14 protein-coding genes are annotated in these 18,113 nt (G+C 71.2%); 3 read left to right on the top strand and 11 right to left on the bottom strand.

Annotated features, from left to right (window positions below; genetic code table 11):
- Position 1: 1 nt before the first annotated feature.
- Genes ACFYNS_RS03045 through ACFYNS_RS03035 form a run of 3 tightly spaced genes read right to left on the bottom strand, consistent with a single transcriptional unit; the run spans position 2 to position 4,844 of the window.
- Positions 2–1,033, bottom strand: a complete 1,032-nt coding sequence (locus ACFYNS_RS03045) for an HAD family hydrolase (protein ID WP_388600856.1) — start codon at positions 1,031–1,033, stop codon at positions 2–4.
- 29 nt (positions 1,034–1,062) lie between these two features.
- Positions 1,063–3,648 carry a phosphoribosyltransferase gene (locus tag ACFYNS_RS03040; protein WP_388600854.1) on the bottom strand — a complete coding sequence of 862 codons (2,586 nt, stop codon included), beginning with the start codon at positions 3,646–3,648 and terminating at the stop codon, positions 1,063–1,065.
- A 29-nt stretch (positions 3,649–3,677) separates the two neighbouring features.
- Complete coding sequence (locus tag ACFYNS_RS03035) at positions 3,678–4,844, bottom strand: HpcH/HpaI aldolase/citrate lyase family protein (RefSeq protein WP_388600383.1); 1,167 nt, start codon at positions 4,842–4,844, stop codon at positions 3,678–3,680.
- A 271-nt stretch (positions 4,845–5,115) separates the two neighbouring features.
- On the opposite strand from ACFYNS_RS03035, the gene ACFYNS_RS03030 reads away from it, so the two are divergent.
- Positions 5,116–6,315, top strand: a complete 1,200-nt coding sequence (locus tag ACFYNS_RS03030) for a TerD family protein (protein ID WP_388600381.1) — start codon at positions 5,116–5,118, stop codon at positions 6,313–6,315.
- Between the two features lie 270 nt (positions 6,316–6,585).
- Here the strand turns inward: ACFYNS_RS03030 and ACFYNS_RS03025 are convergent, their stop codons facing one another.
- From ACFYNS_RS03025 to ACFYNS_RS03000, 6 genes are all read right to left on the bottom strand, one after another.
- Entirely contained in the window at positions 6,586–7,347 is a 762-nt protein-coding gene (locus ACFYNS_RS03025) for a Tellurium resistance (protein WP_360292462.1), read from the bottom strand.
- Positions 7,348–7,478: 131 nt separating this feature from the next.
- A complete protein-coding gene (locus ACFYNS_RS03020) occupies positions 7,479–8,639 on the bottom strand; it encodes a DUF475 domain-containing protein (protein WP_360292459.1) in 1,161 nt (386 codons plus the stop codon).
- A gap of 98 nt (positions 8,640–8,737) precedes the next feature.
- On the bottom strand, positions 8,738–9,316 hold the full coding sequence (locus ACFYNS_RS03015; RefSeq protein WP_360292457.1) for a TerD family protein: 579 nt from the start codon (positions 9,314–9,316) through the stop codon (positions 8,738–8,740).
- A gap of 193 nt (positions 9,317–9,509) precedes the next feature.
- Entirely contained in the window at positions 9,510–10,085 is a 576-nt protein-coding gene (locus ACFYNS_RS03010) for a TerD family protein (protein ID WP_019356026.1), read from the bottom strand.
- A gap of 187 nt (positions 10,086–10,272) precedes the next feature.
- A complete protein-coding gene (locus tag ACFYNS_RS03005) occupies positions 10,273–10,731 on the bottom strand; it encodes a peroxiredoxin (protein WP_019356027.1) in 459 nt (152 codons plus the stop codon).
- A 232-nt stretch (positions 10,732–10,963) separates the two neighbouring features.
- Positions 10,964–11,401, bottom strand: a complete 438-nt coding sequence (locus ACFYNS_RS03000; RefSeq protein ID WP_388600378.1) for a DUF3052 domain-containing protein — start codon at positions 11,399–11,401, stop codon at positions 10,964–10,966.
- A gap of 505 nt (positions 11,402–11,906) precedes the next feature.
- Between ACFYNS_RS03000 and aceE the strand changes: the two genes are divergently transcribed.
- Positions 11,907–14,654 (top strand): pyruvate dehydrogenase (acetyl-transferring), homodimeric type, encoded by a 2,748-nt coding sequence (gene aceE / locus ACFYNS_RS02995; protein ID WP_360292453.1) that lies wholly within the window; start codon positions 11,907–11,909, stop codon positions 14,652–14,654.
- 133 nt (positions 14,655–14,787) lie between these two features.
- On the opposite strand, the gene ACFYNS_RS02990 is transcribed toward aceE, so the two are convergent.
- Both ACFYNS_RS02990 and ACFYNS_RS02985 read right to left on the bottom strand, forming a co-directional pair.
- Positions 14,788–15,192 (bottom strand): peptidase inhibitor family I36 protein, encoded by a 405-nt coding sequence (locus ACFYNS_RS02990; RefSeq protein WP_360292451.1) that lies wholly within the window; start codon positions 15,190–15,192, stop codon positions 14,788–14,790.
- Positions 15,193–15,662: 470 nt separating this feature from the next.
- Positions 15,663–17,276, bottom strand: a complete 1,614-nt coding sequence (locus tag ACFYNS_RS02985) for an MFS transporter (RefSeq protein WP_388600374.1) — start codon at positions 17,274–17,276, stop codon at positions 15,663–15,665.
- 110 nt (positions 17,277–17,386) lie between these two features.
- Between ACFYNS_RS02985 and ACFYNS_RS02980 the strand changes: the two genes are divergently transcribed.
- Positions 17,387–18,016 (top strand): TetR family transcriptional regulator, encoded by a 630-nt coding sequence (locus ACFYNS_RS02980; protein WP_360292446.1) that lies wholly within the window; start codon positions 17,387–17,389, stop codon positions 18,014–18,016.
- Positions 18,017–18,113: the final 97 nt, after the last annotated feature.

Raw genomic sequence — 18,113 nt, 5'->3', positions numbered from 1 at the left:
GTCACCCCTCCGGCACCACCGCGGGCGCCCCGCTCGGCTCCGGCCCGCTCGGCTTCGTCGTAAGCGGCTCTGTCGTGACCGGGTCTGTCGTGACCGGGTCTGTCGTGACCGGGTCTGTCGTGACCGGCTGAGCCGTCACCGACTCCGTTCCGGTCGGCTCGGCCAGCGCGGAGCCCATCCCGCGCAGTACGGCCTCTCCGGCCAGGACGCCGCGGTCGGGCAGCACCCGCAGGTGCGGCAGTCGCAGACCGCTGTCGGCGAGTTCGCCGTGTGCGGGGCGCCATGCCGTGTCGGCGAAGCGCAGCAGATCGGCGTCGAGCAGGGAATCGCCCGCCGCGAAGGTCCGCGTCGTGCCGGCCCGACGGACCACCTCGGCGACGGCGGCGCTCTTGGTGAGCGGGTTCGGCACGGCGTAGACCTTGCGCCCCTGCAGGGAGACGCTCCAGCCCTGCGGGCCCGCCCAGTCGGCGAGCTCCCGGACCCAGGAGCCGGGCAGCAGCGCCCGGTCGACCACCAGGTAGGCGAACAGTCCGTCCGCGACGCGCTCCTTGAGCAGCCACTCGGGGCGGGCCTGCCGCAGCATATGGGCGCGGACCAGGTCGAGCGGGGCGCACGCGGTCAGCCGCTCGCGCACCCGCTCCCGCCACGCGGGATCGCTCACCCCGTCGACCAGCAGGTGGCCACCGTTGGCGCAGACCGCGTAGCGGGGCGGCGGGCCGGGCAGCCGCACCCGGCGGTACTGCTCGGGGGTCCGGGTGGTGGCGGGCACGAAGACGGTGCGGTCGGCGAGCTCGGTCAGCAGCCGGGCGGCGTCCTCCGTCAGGAAGGACAGCGGACGACTCTCGTACGTCTCGACGCACAGCAGCCGGGGTGCCCGGGCGTCTGGCATGGTCAGTTCCAGCGCAGCGGCGGAGTAGATGAGCGTGCGGTCCAGATCGCTGGCGACCAGGGTGCTTCCCGCGCCCGGGACCGGTCCCGGGCCCCGGTGCGGGCCCGCGTCCGTGCCGCTGTCCGGACCTGCGGCCGTGCCCATGCCGATGCCCGGGTCCGGTGTCGCCGGTGTCATCGTGCCGCCTTCCCGTCGGCGCCGGTCGCACCGCGCGTGTAGCGGGGGTGGACGATGCCGACGCAACGGTAGGGCAGCGCGTCGACCTCCTCGACGGGCACGCCGCGCTGGGCGGCCAGCAGCCGTACGTGGTCGAGGTCGGTGCCCGCGCCGCGCCGCGCCAGGATGCGCCACGGGACGCGGCGCAGCAGGACCCGGGTGGTCTCACCGACGCCCGGTTTGATCAGGTTCACGTCCCCGATGCCGTACGTCTCGCTGATCTCCTCCACGGCACGCCAGCCCGCCCAGGTCGGTGTGCGGTCCGCGGAGGCCGCCGCCGCGGCGTCCCGGGCGGCGTCCGCCCGGACCGCGGGGAAGCGCGCCGAGACGGTGTCCACGAAGTGCCCCGACAGGTCGCTCCCGGACAGCTCGCGGTAGAACTTCGCGCCGTGGAAGTCGTGCGGGCCCACCAGGTCGGCGCGCAGCACGGTACGGGAGATCAGTCCGGAGACAGTCGAGTTGAGGCAGGCGGAGGGGATGAGGAAGTCCTCCCGCGTGCCGAACGTGCGCACGCAGGAGCCGGGGTCGGCCAGCACCGCCAGCTCCGGGTCGAACCGGGGGTGCGCGGCGAGGGCCCGGGCCAGCTCGTGGGTGATGGCGCCCTTGCCCGTCCAGCCGTCCACGAAGACGACATCGGCCGGGTCGTGGTGGGCGGCCAGGTAGGCCAGCGCGTTGGTGTCGATGCCGCGGCCGCGGACGATCGAGACGGCGTAGTGCGGCAGGTCCAGACCGTGCGCGTAGCGCGCCCAGCGGCGCATCAGCACCCCGACGGGCGTACCCGCCCGGGCCAGCGAGACCAGCACGGGGCGCGGCCCGCGCTCGGCGAGCACCGTGTCGGTGACGGTGCCGACCGCGCGGGCCAGCCGCTCGGCCGCGGACTCCAGCGCGTCGTGGAAGAGCCGCTGGTATTCCGCGGACGGCTGGTACTCCACGGGCAGCGACTCCGCGTAGTGCGCGCCGCCCGCCTGGATGGCCTCCTCGCGCTCCTCGGTGGGCGCCTCCAGTTCGACGTCGGACAGATCGCGCAGCAGCCACGCCACCTCGTCGTGCGCGTACGAGGAGAAGGCCGGGCCGTGCAGCGGCGCGGGAAGGCGCGGGCCGGTGCCGTCCGGGACGTAGGAGGGGACGACGGCCAACGCCACCTCGGGGACACATCCGGCGAGCTGGTCCAGCAGCCCTCCGGGGGCGTGCAGCGCGGGGGTGTCGCCCACGCTGTCCACGACCGCGACGACGGCGTCGAAGCCCTGGCCGGCGATGTTGTAGGCATAGCGCTCGACGGGGCCGTGCGGACCGTCCGGGCCGGTCCCGTCGTCCGCGCTGTCCGCGCTGTCCGCGCTGTCCGTACTGTCCGTGCCGGCCGGTCCGCCGTGGTGCGGCAGGTCGTGTGCGGGGAAACGCAGCGCGGTGCGTATCGCATACCCGGGGTCGTCGACGGCCAGGACGGGCGAGCGGGTCGTGGTGGAGAAACGGATCTCCGCCCGCCCCTCGGTGCGCCGCTCCAGCTCGGCCGCGAGCAGGAGCGGCGCGTACATCAGCTCCTCGCTGCCGAGGACCAGGACGCGGGGCGGCGCGCCGTCCGGGCCGTCCGGCTGAGCCGCGCCGTCCGCGGGCGCCGCCCCGACGCAGTCCAGCGCGGAGAGCACCCGCGCGGCCATGCCCGGCAACGCGGCCTCCAGGCGGAGCTGCTCGCGCGGCCCGAAGCCGTGCCGCGCGCCGTCCGGAACCCCCTGCGGCCAGCCCGGTTCCACCCGGCGCACGGCGCCCCGCGCCTCCGGCGGCGGTGCCGGGTGCGGTGCGTCGCGGTGCGCAGCGACCAGCTCCCGGCCGCGCTCCAGCACGTCGTCGGGGAGCCCTACCCGGCCCGCGGCCAGCGCCACCACGTCGATGCGGGCGCCCAGTTCGGCGGCGAACTTCTCCAGCGCCGCCACGTCCGCGCCCCCACGCGTGTCGACCAGTGCGGCCACGACATACCGGTCGCGGGGGTGGACGGCGTGCAGCGCCGCGACGGTGTTGCGCACCGTCCGGCCGGTGGAGAGCTCGTCGTCCACCAGCACCAGCGGCCCGTCGGTGCGCAGCGCGTCCGGGTCCTCGGGCAGCAGCAGGTGCGAGGTGGCGTGGCTGTGCTCCTCCTCGAAACCGCCGTACCGGGCCACCCCCGGCACCGGGCGCCGCGTGGAGTGCAGTGCGCTCGCCCGGCTGCCCATGCCGTGCGCGACGGTGAGTCCGAGTCCGGTCGCGGTCTCCGCGAAGCCGAGCACCACGGAGCGGGCGGCCTCCGCCGCACCGAGCCGCTCACGCACCCGCTCCCCCAGACGGCGGCCCGCGCCCAGGACCGCCGAGGGGCGCTGCGGAACATGCTTGCCCAGGACGGTGGAGACCAGCAGATGGGCGCGCTTGGGGTTGCGCCGCAGTGCCAGGCCCAGGAGCCCGCGCAGCCCCTCGTCCTCCAGCCGTACCCCGAGCCGTTCGGCCACCCAGGTGCCCGTCCACCCCTGCGGGTCCGACCCCGCCGCGGTGTGCGGGCCGGTCCCGGCCTCCGTCACGGCCGCACCGGCCTCCCGTACGCTCGCGTTCACTTGACTCCCGCCGCCAGCAGTTCCACGAAACTCACGCCCTCGCGCGCCACCCCGAAGACCTCGCCGCGCAGCAGTGTGCGCTCGGCCCAGGCCCGGTGCGGCTTCACCTCGTTCATCTTGTTCGTATAAGCGGAGCGGACCACTCCGCCACCGCCGCGCTCGGGGCGCAGCACATCGGTCGCATCGCAGAACTCCTCGTGGCTGACGACCGACAGCGCATGGACGGGAGCCACGTGCGAGGGATGGATGCAGGTCTTGCCCAGCAGGCCGTTCGCCCGGTCCAGCTCGATCTCGCGCAGCAGACCGTCCAGATCGTGCTCGATCAGCGCGGCGCGCACGTCCTCGGCGCGACCGCTCAGGAAGGGGCTCCGCCGCAACTGCGGCTTGAACATCCTCTCGTGCTGCCGGAAATATTCCCATACGGGGCCGGTCACCGTGAAGCCGGTGCCGTCGGCCCTGCCCAGCACGTTCACCACGTCCGCGATGACCGAGGCGACGATCTGCACGTCGTAGGCGGTCATCTCCGGCGTGCGCCGCAGCCCGTAGGCGGCGCAGAAGTCGGTGACGCCCAGCCGTAGCGCGAGGACCCGCTCGCGGTACTTCTCCAGGGCGCGGGCGATCCCGGCGAGCGCATCCGTGCGGGTCTCCCGGTGCAGCAGCTCGGGCGACTCCAGGACGGGCATCGCGAACAGCCGCCGCCCGCACGCCGCCTCCGCCTCGGTGAGCGCCTCCAGGAACGGCACCGAGCGGTCCCCGGTGAACTTGGGCAGCACGAAACCCGACAGCAGCCGCGCTGCCGGACCCAGCCTGCGCACCAGGCCGGTGATCTGCCCGGACTCCCGCACCCGGACGAACAGCAACGGCAACTCGTCCGCCGCGGCCCGGTCGGCCAGCTCCCGGAGCTGGCCGACGAGGTTGGCCTCGGCCAGCGGCACCTCGGCGTCCGCGATCGAGTCCTCCAGGCAGAGCACCATCGAGACCACGCCGCGTGCCGCCTGCTTGAGCACGTCGTCGGCGAGCGCGGGCCTGGTGGCCGGGCTGTAGAGAGTGGCGCCGAGCGCGATCGCGAGGGTGCCCGCGTCCGCCTCGGAAGTGAACTCGGCCGGCTCACGGTGGAAGAGCGCGCTTCGGCGCTCAGGCGTCAGATGCCTGAAATGCCGCATGGATATCCCCGTCCCGCCGTCCCGGCGCCCGTGCGCGTCGCTCCGGCGTACCTGTGGCGTCACGCGGTGGCGGTGGTCCTGCCGGGGCCGCCGTGGTGCCGCGTCGCTGCTCATCGTACGTTCGAGCGTCGGTCATGAGTTCCCCTGCCTCGGCAGTGGCCGCCCGCGGCCCCCGCTCCGGAGCCGCCGGGCGCCCCTGCGACCACGCCCCGTCGCCACCGCGGCACATCCCGCGTTGTCGAGGGGGTCCGTCCGGGGGCAGGATGAAGACATGACGCACGCGATGACGAAGGGGTCGAACATCCCGCTGGAGTCCAGGACGGTACGCGCCGTGCTCTGCTGGGCCCCCGGCGCCGGAGTACCGGATGTCGATGCCTCGGCTCTGCTGCTCGGCCCGGACGGCAAGGTCCGCTCCGACGACGACTTCATCTTCTACAACCAGCCGCGCCACCCCTCGGGACTGGTGCGGCACCTGGCCAAGAAACGCGAGCCCGAAGGGCTGCGCGACACCGTCGAGGCCGACCTGGGTGCGCTGGACGCCTCCGTGGACCGCGTGCTGCTGGCCGCCTCCGCGGACGGCGGCAGCTTCGCCGCGGTCCGGGAACTGCGGCTGCTGCTGCACGACGCGGCCAACCCGGACGGCGGAACCGAGCCCGGGCCCGGCGGAGCGCTCCTCGCCCGCTTCGACATCGAACCGGAGACCGGCGGCGAGACGGCCATGGTCTGCGGCGAGCTCTACCGGCGCGGAGACAGCTGGAAGTTCCGCGCGCTGGGTCAGGGCTACGACACCGGGCTGGTCGGCCTCGCCACCGAGTTCGGCATCACCGTCGACGAGAGCGAGGCCGCCCAGGCCGGATCCGGGCAGCGCACCGACCCGCAGCCGCACTCCCCCGAGCACGATCCGGACGCGACCGTGGCCCACACGCCCCGGCCCGACACCCTCGGCTCCGAGGACTTCCGGCTCGGCTCGCCCGCCGGGACGGTGCCCCAGCCGCCGCCCGAGCCGGGCTTCCCGGAGCCCGACCCGGTACCGCCCGAGCCGCACCCGGAACCCGGGCCGCCGCCGGAGCCCGGCCCCGAGCCGGTGCCGCCGGGTCCGCCCGGTCCGCCGCCGGGGCCCACCCCCGGGCCCGGTCCCGTGCCCGGGCCGGACCCCGCGCCGCCGCCGCAGCCGCCCGCGCCGGAGCCCCCGGAGCCGCAGCCGGACCCGGCCGGCGTGTCGGCCTCGGCCGTCACGGCGCAGGTGCCGCCGCCCGGCGCGCCACCGTTCGGGCCCCAGGGGGTGGCGGGCGTCCCGGCCCCGCCGGAGCAGCCGCCCGGCTACGGCTTCCCGCAGCCACCGCACCATCCGCCCCAGCAGCCGCCCGCCACCCAGCCGGCCTACGGCTACCCGCAGCCCACCTATGGCTACCCGCAGCCGGACCCGGCGTTCGCGCTGCCGCCCCAGGGCCCGCAGTTCCTGAACCGCTGAGCGCGGCCGGCCGGCGCCGGGCGCGGCCCGCGGGCAGCGTCCCTGCTGGCGAGGGCTTCCGCCTCGGCGCCCTACGGCATCGGGGGCGCCGGGGTACGGCACGACGGGGCACCGGCCGGTGCGGACCGGCCGAGGCCCCGCCACATGCACGCCGCACCCGCGTCACGGAGGTGTCGCGGCGTCGGGGCGCGTCGGGGCGCGGCGTCGCAGCATCAGGGCGTCGCGGCGGAGGTCCGGCGGGTGGCGGCGGGCCGGGGCCTGTCGTCGGGCTCAGACCTTCTGCGTCTTGTAGCCCCGGCCCCACTGCAGGCCCCAGCCGTAGAGCCGGTCCAGCTCCGCCTGGAAGCCGTAGACGTAGCGGACTTCGCGGCGCACCTTCAGCTCGCCCTTGACGTTCTCCATCAGCAGCACGGCGCACGAGCGGGCCTGCGGAGCGCGCTCGTCCAGCCCCACCTCCACATGTGGTCCGTTGCTGGGGATGAGCGTGACGACCGCGTGCGTCCGGTCGAAGGCCGGGGTGCCGTCGTAGATGTAGACGAAGAAGAGCAGCCGCTTCAGCTCGTCCCGGTGATCGAGGTTGACGTAGAGCGTCTCCCCGGAGGGCGAGCCGAACCGGTCGTCACCGGTGAGCTTGATGTAGGGGGGCGCGTTCCAGTCCCCCAGGAAGTTGCCGAGCGGCTGGACGACGCCCTTGGTACCGTCCGTCAGCTCGTACATGCACGCCAGGTCCAGGTCGACGTTGACGACGCCCTGGGTGTGGGCCTGCACCACGGTCGGTTTGAACGCTCTGAGCGGGTGCCGGAGCGAACCGCCGGTCCGCCGGCCGACCCCCTCCACGTCCGAACTGCGCATCCGCCAGGAGAGGTTGACCTGCAGGCTGCCGGTGTCGGCACCCTGTTTGGTCAGCGACAGCTCCGCGTGCCGTTTGGTCAGCTCCATCGCATACGTCGAAGGACCGCCGACCGTGTCGAACTTGGGTCCGCGCCGGGACATGCCCACACCCCGCCGCCAGTTCTCCCACAGGGAGACCATCCCGCACCCCCACTCGCGCTCGAGCCCCGACTCACTGCAGCGGGGCGGCTCCGGGACGCCCGCGCGGACCCCTTCGGCCCGCACCGTCACGGAAGCCGCCCCGCTGGGAGCGTTCCTCAATCAGCAGCCTGTCACACGCGCGCGGTGACCTCGGATTGCTCTGGATCCTCCCCATCGCTCCCGCCGTCCCCGTCGCCCCCGGCCGCCTCGATGGCGCGGTTGCGGCGCAGCGAGGACCAGAAGGAGAGCGCGATCAGCACGACGCCGACCAGGCCGGTGATCACTTCGTTGATCTGGTACTTGACCGTGACGAGCAGGATCACCGAGAGGGCGCCGATGGCGTAGTGCGCGCCGTGCTCCAGATAGATGTAATCGTCCAGAGTGCCCTGGCGCACCAGGTAGACCGTGAGCGAGCGGACGTACATCGCGCCGATGCCCAGGCCGAGCGCCATCCAGAAGATCTGGTTGGTGACCGCGAAGGCGCCGATGACACCGTCGAAGGAGAACGACGCGTCCAGGACCTCGAGGTAGAGGAACATGAAGAAGGCCGCCTTGCCGGCCAGCCCGACGGCCGAGGGCTGCTTCCCCGCCTTCTTGGCCTGCTCTTCCTCCTCGTGCTCGCGCTCCTCCTCCTCTTCGAGTTTGTCCTCGAAGTGGCCGGAGAGTCCGTTGACGATCAGGTAGGTGATGAGTCCGGCGACACCCGAGAGCAGCACCGTGCCCGACTTGTCGGCGTGCCCGGCGTGCTGGTGTGCGGTGGTGGCCAGCGTGGTCGCCGTGACCAGCAGGGCGACCAGGGCGATGCAGACGGAGAGCCCGTCGATCTTGGAGAGCCGGGCGAGCGGGCGCTCCAGCCAGCCGACCCAGGTCTCCTCCCGCTCCTCGAGGATGAAGTCGAGGAAGATCATCAACAGGAACATCCCACCGAACGCGGCAATGGCCGGATGCGCGTCCGTGACCAACTGCTCATAGCGGTCGGGGTTGTCCAGCGCGACCCGTACGGCCTCGATCGGATCGACCTGCGCACTGATGGCGACAATGATGACCGGGAAGACCAGCCGCATGCCGAATACCGCGATCAGAATGCCGACGGTGAGAAAGATCTTCTGCCAGAAGGCATTCATCTTCTTCAGCACGCCGGCGTTGACGACCGCGTTGTCGAACGACAGGGAGATCTCCAGGACGGAAAGGATCGCCACGAGGGCGAACGCCTCCCACCCCCAGAAGAACGCCGCTGCGGCCAGTCCGACGGCGGTGACGCCGAAGGACCAGCCAAAGGTTTTCAGGAGCACTGGCTTCCCAATCCGCTGTCCGGTCTGCATAGGTTCACAACAGGGCGAAGGCCCTTTGACGACTGCGACCTCGAAGTCGTCCAGTCGACATGAGTCGTCTAGGCGACATTGACGCCGAAGTCTAGAGCGATGCCCCGCAGGCCCGACGCATACCCCTGACCGACGGCACGGAACTTCCATTCCCCGCTGTAGCGGTAAAGCTCTCCGAAGATCATCGCAGTCTCGGAGGAGGCGTCCTCGGTGAGGTCGTAGCGGGCCAGCTCGATGCCGTCCTCCTGGTTGACGACGCGGATGTACGCCTCGGCGACCTGGCCGAAGGTCTGGTGCCGGCCCTCGGCCTCGTAGATCGAGACAGCGAAGACGATCTTGTCCACCTGCGTCGGCACGAGCGGAAGGTCCACCAGGACCGTCTCGTCGTCGTCACTGCCCGTGCCGCCGACCAGCTCGTCGCCGGTGTGCTCGACGGAGCCGTCCGGGCTCTTGAGGTTGTTGTAGAAGATGAAGTACTCGTCGCCGAGAACCCGGCCGCCGGAGCACAGCAGTGCGCTGGCGTCGAGGTCGAAGTCGGCGCCCGTGGTGGATCGGGCCTTCCAGCCCAGACCGACCCGCGCCTGGGTCAGGTTCGGTGCGGCCTTCGAGAGGGAGACGTTTCCCCCTTTGGCGAGCGTGACGCTCATGTGTTCTGGTCCTCTCCCCGGCTGGTGGCTCGGCCGTGCGGCCCGCGCCACAGTGCGTCCAGTCTCTCCGTACCACCGGGCGCCGCACACCTCCGGGGCACGGAAGTCTGCGGCGCCCGTGGCTGCCGGTCTCCGGCAGGGGCGCCCTGCGGCCCGTCGACCGGGCCGGTGGGCGCATGCCCTGCGGTTTCCCTCAGACGTTCACGCCGAAGTCCTGCGCGATGCCGCGCAGACCCGAGGCGTAGCCCTGGCCGATAGCACGGAACTTCCACTCCGCACCGTGCCGGTAGAGCTCACCGAAGACCATCGCCGTCTCGGTCGACGCGTCCTCGCTGAGGTCGTAGCGCGCCAGCTCGGCGTTGTCGGCCTGGTTGACGACGCGGATGTAGGCGTTCCGCACCTGGCCGAAGCTCTGCTGGCGGCTCTCCGCCTCGTAGATCGAGACGGGGAAGACGATCTTCTCGACGTCGGCCGGCACTCCGGCGAGGTTCACCTTGATGACCTCGTCGTCGCCTTCGCCCTCGCCGGTGAGATTGTCACCGGTGTGCTCGACGGAGCCGTCGGGGCTCTTGAGGTTGTTGAAGAACACGAAGTTCTGGTCGTTGGCGACCTTGCCCTCCGCGTTCGTCAGCAGGGCGCTCGCGTCGAGGTCGAAGTCGCTGCCGGTGGTCGTACGGGCGTCCCAGCCGAGACCGACGATGACCGCGGTCAGGTTGGGCGCTTCCTTGGTCAGCGAGACGTTGCCGCCCTTGCTGAGGCTGACTCCCACGAGTCCTCCTGGTCAGTTGTTTCGTGAGGACACCGCGTGCCCCCGTTTCGGATGCCGTCGGATCAACGATTCGATCCTAGTGAGCGGTTCCCCGGGACACAGCCCTCTTACCGAGCGGAATCGGGGGTGTTCCGAGCGTTGCCGGAGCGCCCGGAGGCGCGCCCCGGCGCGACGGCCCGGCCGACCGTCAGAGCTTCTCGAGCTCCCGCTCGTACTCCTTGAGGTCCCGCGCGTCGGGCAGCCCGTTGACGACGGTCCAGCGCACGGTGCCCTCCTTGTCGATGATGAAGGTGCCGCGCACCGCGCAGCCCTTCTCCTCGTCGAACACTCCGTAGGCGCGCGACGCCGCACCGTGCGGCCAGAAGTCGGACAGCAGCGGGTACTCCAGCCCCTCCTGCTCGGCGAAGACGCGCAGCGCGAACGGCGAGTCATTGGAGACCGCCAGCAGCTGCACGTCGTCGTTGACGAAGCGGGGAAGCTCGTCCCGCAGGGCGCACAGCTCCCCGGTGCACACGCCGGTGAAGGCGAACGGGTAGAAGAGCAGGACGACGTTCTTCTCGCCCTGGTAGTCCGAGAGCCGCACGGTCTGGCCGTGCTGGTCCTTGAGCTCGATGTCGGGTGCCTTGGTGCCGGCCTCGATCGCCATGGCGGGTTCCCTTCGGTGGGCGGAAACGGTCGCCCCCACCCTATGCACCGAGCCCCCGCCGGCCGGGGGCCGGTCAGGGGCTCGGTTCGTTCGCGTCGGAACGCGTCGGACACGCACCGGAAGCGGTCGTGAGGCGGTAGTCGGCGGCAGCCGGCGCGGAAGGAGGCCCGAAACGGGCTCGGTCTCCGCGCAGCACCGTCCGTGGTGTACCGATGCGGGGCGCAAGCGCCGGTCAGCGCTTGTTCGGGGATCCCTTCGGAGTGACCAGACGGCTGCCCGTCCAGTCCTTGGCCGCGTTGAAGCTCTTGGTCTGGGCGAGCCCGGCGGTCTGGGCTGCCTCACCGATGTCGCTGGGCTCCACGTAGCCCTCGCGGCCCGTCTTGGGGGTCAGCAGCCAGACGGGGGCACCTTCGTCGATCATCGTGGTGGCGTCCACCAGCGCGTCCGTCAGGTCGCCGTCCTCGTCGCGGAACCACAGCACCACGGCGTCGGCCACATCGCCGTAATCCTCGTCGACCAGTTCCGCGCCGGTGATCTCCTCGATGGACTCGCGGAGCTCCTGATCGACGTCGTCGTCGTAGCCGATCTCCTGGACCACCTGTCCGGGCTGGAAACCCAGCCTTGCGGCGGGGTTGGTCCGCTCCTCCGCGTGGTCCGCGGTCGCGCTCACGGATTGCCTCCAGTCATGTCTTACGAATATGGGGTTGCGACCCCGCGCGTACGCGAGGCATGGGCCGTAGTCCACACGGGCGGGCCGGATCACGCAAGTACCCGGCCTTCCATCCCGCCCAAACGTTGACGTCTCATACCACAATGCCTGATCGAGAGTGATTCAGGCCACATTGCAGCCGCCAGGATCTGCCAGGTTTGCCCCGGCTGACCCGGGGGAGCCGCAAGGGTGCCCGCAGGGCCGAACGTACGTTTGGGGTGGTCGGTGCAGAGCGCGGACCTCGCCCCGGAACGGGCGTAAGGTGGCAGGTCGACCGCGTCGTTGCACCTGCGTACACCCCTTTCCGGCCCGCCTCGAAAGGCGCTGGGTTACTTATCGGTAGAGATGACGTCACAGCGGCGGCGGTCCACGATGGAGGCGGCGCGCCGCTCCGCTGAGCACGATCCAGGGCGTCCGCCGCCGCCCGGCCCCGAGCACCATCCGACCGATACAGCGAAGGAACAGCGTGGCTTCCGGATCCGATCGCAACCCGATCATCATTGGCGGCCTTCCCAGCCAGGTCCCGGATTTCGATCCTGAAGAGACCCAGGAATGGCTCGACTCGCTCGACGCAGCCGTCGACGAGCGCGGACGGGAACGCGCCCGCTACCTCATGCTCCGGCTCATCGAGCGCGCCCGCGAGAAGCGTGTCGCCGTCCCGGAGATGCGCAGCACGGACTATGTGAACACCATCGCGACCAGGGACGAGCCCTTCTTCCCCGGCAACGAGGAGATCGAGCGCAAGATCCTCAACGCGACCCGGTGGAACGCGGCCGTCATGGTCTCGCGTGCCCAGCGGCCCGGGATCGGGGTGGGCGGTCACATCGCCACCTTCGCTTCCTCCGCCTCGCTCTACGACGTGGGCTTCAACCATTTCTTCCGCGGCAAGGACGAGGGCGACGGCGGGGACCAGATCTTCTTCCAGGGCCACGCCTCCCCCGGTATCTACGCTCGCGCCTACCTGCTCGACCGGCTCAGCGAGGCCCAGCTCGACGGCTTCCGTCAGGAGAAGAGCAAGGCGCCGCACGGGCTGCCCAGCTATCCGCATCCGCGGCTGATGCCGGACTTCTGGGAGTTCCCCACCGTCTCCATGGGCCTGGGTCCGATCGGCGCGATCCACCAGGCGCGGATGAACCGCTACATGGAGTCCCGCGGTATCGCCGACACCTCCAAGTCCCGGGTGTGGGCCTTCCTCGGCGACGGCGAGATGGACGAGCCCGAGTCCCTCGGCCAACTCTCCCTGGCCGCCCGCGAAGGGCTGGACAACCTCACCTTCGTCATCAACTGCAATCTGCAGCGGCTGGACGGGCCCGTCCGGGGCAACGGGAAGGTCATCCAGGAGCTGGAGTCCTACTTCCGCGGCGCCGGCTGGAACGTGATCAAGCTGGTGTGGGACCGCTCCTGGGACCCGCTGCTGGCCCAGGACCGGGACGGTGTGCTGGTCAACAAGCTGAACACGACGCCGGACGGTCAGTTCCAGACGTATGCGACCGAGAGCGGCTCCTACATCCGGGAGCACTTCTTCGGCGGCGACCAGCGGCTGCGCAAGATGGTCGAGGGCATGACCGACGACCAGCTTCTGCACCTGGGCCGGGGCGGCCACGACCACCGCAAGGTCTATGCGACCTACAAGGCGGCGGCCGAGCACAAGGGACAGCCGACCGTCATCCTGGCGCAGACGATCAAGGGCTGGACGCTGGGCCCGAACTTCGAGGGCCGCAACGCGACCCATCAGATGAAGAAGCTGACGGTCGACGATCTGAAGGGGTTCCGCGACCGGCTGCACCTGCCGATCCCGGACAGCGAGTTGGAGTCGGGTCTGCCGCCCTACTACCACCCCGGCCGCGACTCCGAGGAGATCCAGTACATGCACGACCGCCGCCAGGAGTGCGGCGGCTATGTGCCGACCCGGGTCAACCGGGCCAAGCCGCTGCGGCTTCCGGACGAGAAGGCCTACGCCACGCTGAAGAAGGGCTCCGGGCACCAGCAGATCGCCACCACGATGGCGTTCGTGCGGCTGCTGAAGGACCTGATGCGGGACAAGGAGATCGGCAAGCGCTTCGTGCCGATCGCACCCGATGAGTACCGCACCTTCGGAATGGACTCCTTCTTCCCCTCGGCCAAGATCTACAACCCGCTGGGGCAGCTCTACGAGTCCGTGGACCGGGAACTCCTGCTGGCCTACAAGGAGTCGTCCACCGGACAGATGCTGCACGACGGCATCTCCGAGGCGGGCTGCACCGCCGCCACCATCGCCGCGGGCTCCGCCTACGCCACTCACGGCGAACCGATGATCCCGATCTACGTCTTCTACTCGATGTTCGGCTTCCAGCGGACCGGCGACCAGTTTTGGCAGATGGCTGACCAGATGGCGCGGGGCTTCGTCCTGGGGGCGACCGCGGGGCGCACCACGCTCACCGGCGAGGGACTCCAGCACGCCGACGGCCACTCGCAGTTGCTGGCCTCGACCAACCCCGCAGTGGTCGCCTACGACCCGGCCTTCGGGTTCGAGATCGCCCACATCGTCCGGGACGGGCTGCGCCGGATGTACGGCTCCAGCGCCGAGCATCCGCAGGGCGAGGACGTCTTCTACTACCTGACGGTCTACAACGAGCCCATCCAGCAGCCCGCCGAGCCGGAGAACGTGGATGTGGAGGGGATTCTCAAGGGCCTCTACCGCTATCGGGCTGCCGAGCGAGGCACCCATGCCGCGCAGGTTCTGGCCTCCGGTGTGGCCCTGCCGTGGGCGCTGGAGGCGCAGCGGATCCTCGCCGAGGAGTGGGACGTCAAGGCCGATGTGTGGTCGGCGACCTCCTGGAACGAACTGCGGCGCGACGCCGTGGAGGTGGAGGAGCACAACCTCCTGCACCCCGACGAGGAACAGCGCGTCCCCTACGTCACCAGCAAACTGCAGGGGGCCGAGGGGCCCAAGGTGGCCGTCTCGGACTGGATGCGGGCCGTGCCGGACCAGATCTCGCGCTGGGTGCCGGGCACCTACCAGTCGCTGGGCGCCGACGGGTTCGGCTTCGCCGACACCCGGGGTGCCGCGCGCCGCTTCTTCCACATCGACGCGCAGTCGATCGTGCTGGGCGTACTGACCGAACTGGCGAAGGAGGGGAAGGTGGACCGCTCCGCGCTGAAGCAGGCCATCGACCGCTACCGGCTGCTGGAGGTCGCGGCGGCCGATCCGGGCACCGCCGGAGGCGACGCCTGATCCAGGTCCTGTCGGTCGGGAGCCCGCAGGCTCCCGGCCCGGCTCCGGTGGCCGGGTGCGGTCCGTTCCTGGACCGCACCCGGCCACCGGACTGGGGAACGCGGTCGAGTGCCCCGCGCGCCCGGTGCGCACCTCAGTGCTCCCAGACCTTGAAGGCCCGCACCCGATAGGGCAGCTCGGGCGTCCAGGATCCCGAGGGGTGGGTGTGGAACTCGGCCGTCTCCGCACACTCCTCGCTCTGGTAGAGCGTGACCGGGCGGCCGGTGCGGTTGGCCGCCGAGGTGGCCGAGGCGCCACCCCTCAGCGGCGTACAGCTCTCGATGTCGATACCACGCAGCTCATGGACGCGCGGTTCGCCCTTGAACTCCGTACGCTCCCACAGACACAGCTCCCCCGGTCCGCACTCTCCCAGCCTGGGCGCGGCCTTCCTCTCGGCGGTCTGGTGGTGCACGGCGGAGCCCCGCGCCGCCGCCCGCTGCTGGGGCTGCGCCCCCACCGGCTGCGCGGTGGCTGTCAGCGCCACCGCCAGCGCGGTCACGGCCAGGATTCCGGCCGCCCTCCTCGGACCTCGTCCGAACATGCCTTGCACGGCTGATCACTCCCCCGCTGAAGGCCGGGCACGTCGTCGCCCGGCGTGTGACCAGCATGTCCGCGCCGCGGAAGGGCAGCCAAGGGCAAACGGCCCGGTTCACCGGGACAGGTGGTGGAGTTGTCCACAACTCGCGAGTTGTCCACCGTCACCGGCGACACCGGGCCGGGAAACGATCCGGTCCGCCACGCTGTGCTCGGTCCGTACGTGGCAGCGGCCGGAGACAGCAGCGGGACGTGTCGAGCGCGGGTCCACCGAGCCGGGAGGGTCCTGGAGCCGGGAGGCCGGGGCGCCCCGGCCTCCCGTCGGCGGGTCGGCAGGGTTCGCCGAGGACCCGCTCCGTACCCCGCAACCGGCAACCGGCTCCGGAAGGCAGTTCCCCAGGGGCCTCGTGTGCGGCCCTCCGGGCAGGACCCTCCTCAGACGTGCACGGAGGGCCCGGCGTCGTTCTTGCCGCGGCTGGTGAAGACGGCCACGCCCGCGGCCAGGACCGAGACGATGCCCGCGCAGACGAACGCCAGGCCCATGCCCGAGACGAAGGCGCCGTGCACGGCGTGCTCGATCGCCTCCGCCATCCGTTCCGGCGTCCCCTTCGGCACGGGTGCGATGCCCACCTCGGCCGCGTCCCTGAGGGCGGCCTCCTTCTCGCCCGACAGCGGCGGCAGCTTGGCCTCGGCCCACTTGCGGGGCAGTTCGCTGCCGACCCGGGAGGCCATCACGGCGCCGAGCACGGCCGTGCCGAGGCTGCCGCCCACCTGCATGGCCGCTTGCTGGAGCCCGCCCGCGACACCCGCGTGCTGCAGCGGCGCGTTGCCGACGATCACTTCCGTGGCGCCGACCATCACCGGTGCGAGCCCGAGGCCCAGCAGGGCGAACCACAGGGAGGTGACGCCCATCCCGCTGTCCGCCTCCAGGGTGGAGAGTCCGAACATGGCGACGGCCGCCAGAATCATGGCGGCGGCCAGCGGAACGCGGGGGCCGACCTTGGTGATGACGGCGCCGGCCAGCGGTGAGGCGACGATCATCATCGCGGTGAGCGGCAGCAGGCGCAGCCCGCTGTCCACCGGCGAGAGGCCGTTGACGTTCTGCAGGTAGAAGGTGACGAAGAAGATGCCGCCCATGAAGCCGAAGGCCATGAGCACCATCAGCACGGTTCCGGCGGTCAGCGGTATGGAGCGGAACATGCTCATCGGCAGCAGCGGTTCCGCGACCCTGGTCTCCCAGAAGCCGAAGACGCCGAAGGCCAGCACGGAGACGGCCAGGAATCCGAGGGTCCGGGGGTCGCCCCAGTGCCAGTCCGGCGCCTTGATGATGGCCCAGACGAGGCAGAACATGGCACCGGACAGCAGGAGGATGCCGAGCAGGTCGAAGGACCGGGGGGCGTCCTTCGACCGCCGGTCCAGCAGCAGGACGAGCCCCATCACCAGTGCGAGTGCGCCGACCGGGATGTTGATGAAGAAGACCGACTCCCAGCCCTTGTGCTCGACCAGCAGCCCCCCGACGATCGGCCCGGCCGCCGTCGAGGCGCCGATGACCGCGCCCCAGATGCCGATGGCCGCGTTCAGCCGCTCGGCGGGGAAGGAGGCACGCAGCAGGCCCAGCGCGGCCGGCATCAGCAGAGCACCGCACAGGCCCTGGAGCACCCGGAAGGTTATGACGAGCGCCACGCTGCCGGACAGGCCGATGGCGGCGGAGGCAGCGGCGAAGCCGACCACGCCGCCGAGGAAGGTCTGCCGGTGCCCGAAGCGGTCGCCGAGCTTGCCCGCGGTGATCAGCGAGACCGCGAGCGCGAGCAGATAGCCGTTGGTGATCCACTGGACGTCGGCCAGGGAGGCGTCGAGGTCGTGCTGGATGGCGGGGTTGGCGATGGCGACGATCGTCCCGTCGAGGGCGACCATCGCGACCCCGAAGGCGACGGTGACGAGGGTCAGCCACGGGTGTCCGCGCAGCCCGCTGCGGGGCTCCGGGCCGCCGCCGTCGGCGGGTGCTGGATCCGGCGCGTCGTCCGCGACGGTGCTGGTCTGGGTGGTCATGGCCGGAGGATAATGACAGCCGCTGACAATTGACAAACTAAATTATTAGTCGGTAAATGACAGTTGGCACTCACGCATCGTGAGCGCATCGCCGGAGAGAGGAAGCGGCATTGACGGGGCTGCGCGAACGGAAGAAACAGCGCACAAGAGACGCGCTGATCGTGGCCGCCCACGAACTTTTCGTCACGCAGGGCTACGAGTCCACCACCGTCGACCAGATCGCCGAGGCCGTCGACGTCTCCCAGCGCACCTTCTTCCGCTACTTCGCGAACAAGGAGGAGGTCGCGCTCTTCCTGCAGAACATGGTGGAGCGCATCTACTACGAGGCCGTGTGCGCCCGCCCGGTGGCCGAGCCGCCGCTGGAGTGCCTGCGCAGCACCCTCGACGACGTGTGGGACGAGGTGGGAGTGGCCGTCGAGGAGATCACCCCGCTCACTCTCCACCTGAAGATGTGCCAGGTCATCGAGGTGACCCCGGCCCTGCTGGCCGCACATCTGCGGCACTCGCTGCTGATGGAGGAGAAGCTCGTCCAGGAGATCGCCCGGCGCACCGGGGTGGACGCCGACCGGGACCCCCGGCCGCGGGTGCTGGTCGCCGCCTTCACCGGGGTGATGCGCACCGCCGCCCGGCAGTGGAGCATGCGCAACGACGCCTCGCTGGAGACGGCACGCGAGGTCACCCGCGACTACATCGCGCAACTGGGGCCCGCACTCGCCTCCGACTGGGGACGGCGGAGCTGAGCCCGACACCCGGCCCCAGGGCGGCAGTTGCACACCGTGACCGCCGCGCGGTACGGACACGCCACTCCGGCCCGACCGCACAGTACGAAACGTGAGA

This window comes from Streptomyces sp. NPDC006925, assembly GCF_042869575.1.
Lineage (GTDB): Bacteria > Actinomycetota > Actinomycetes > Streptomycetales > Streptomycetaceae > Streptomyces.
Note: the sequence above shows the minus strand (reverse complement) of the source record. Positions and strands in the feature narration are given on the sequence as shown.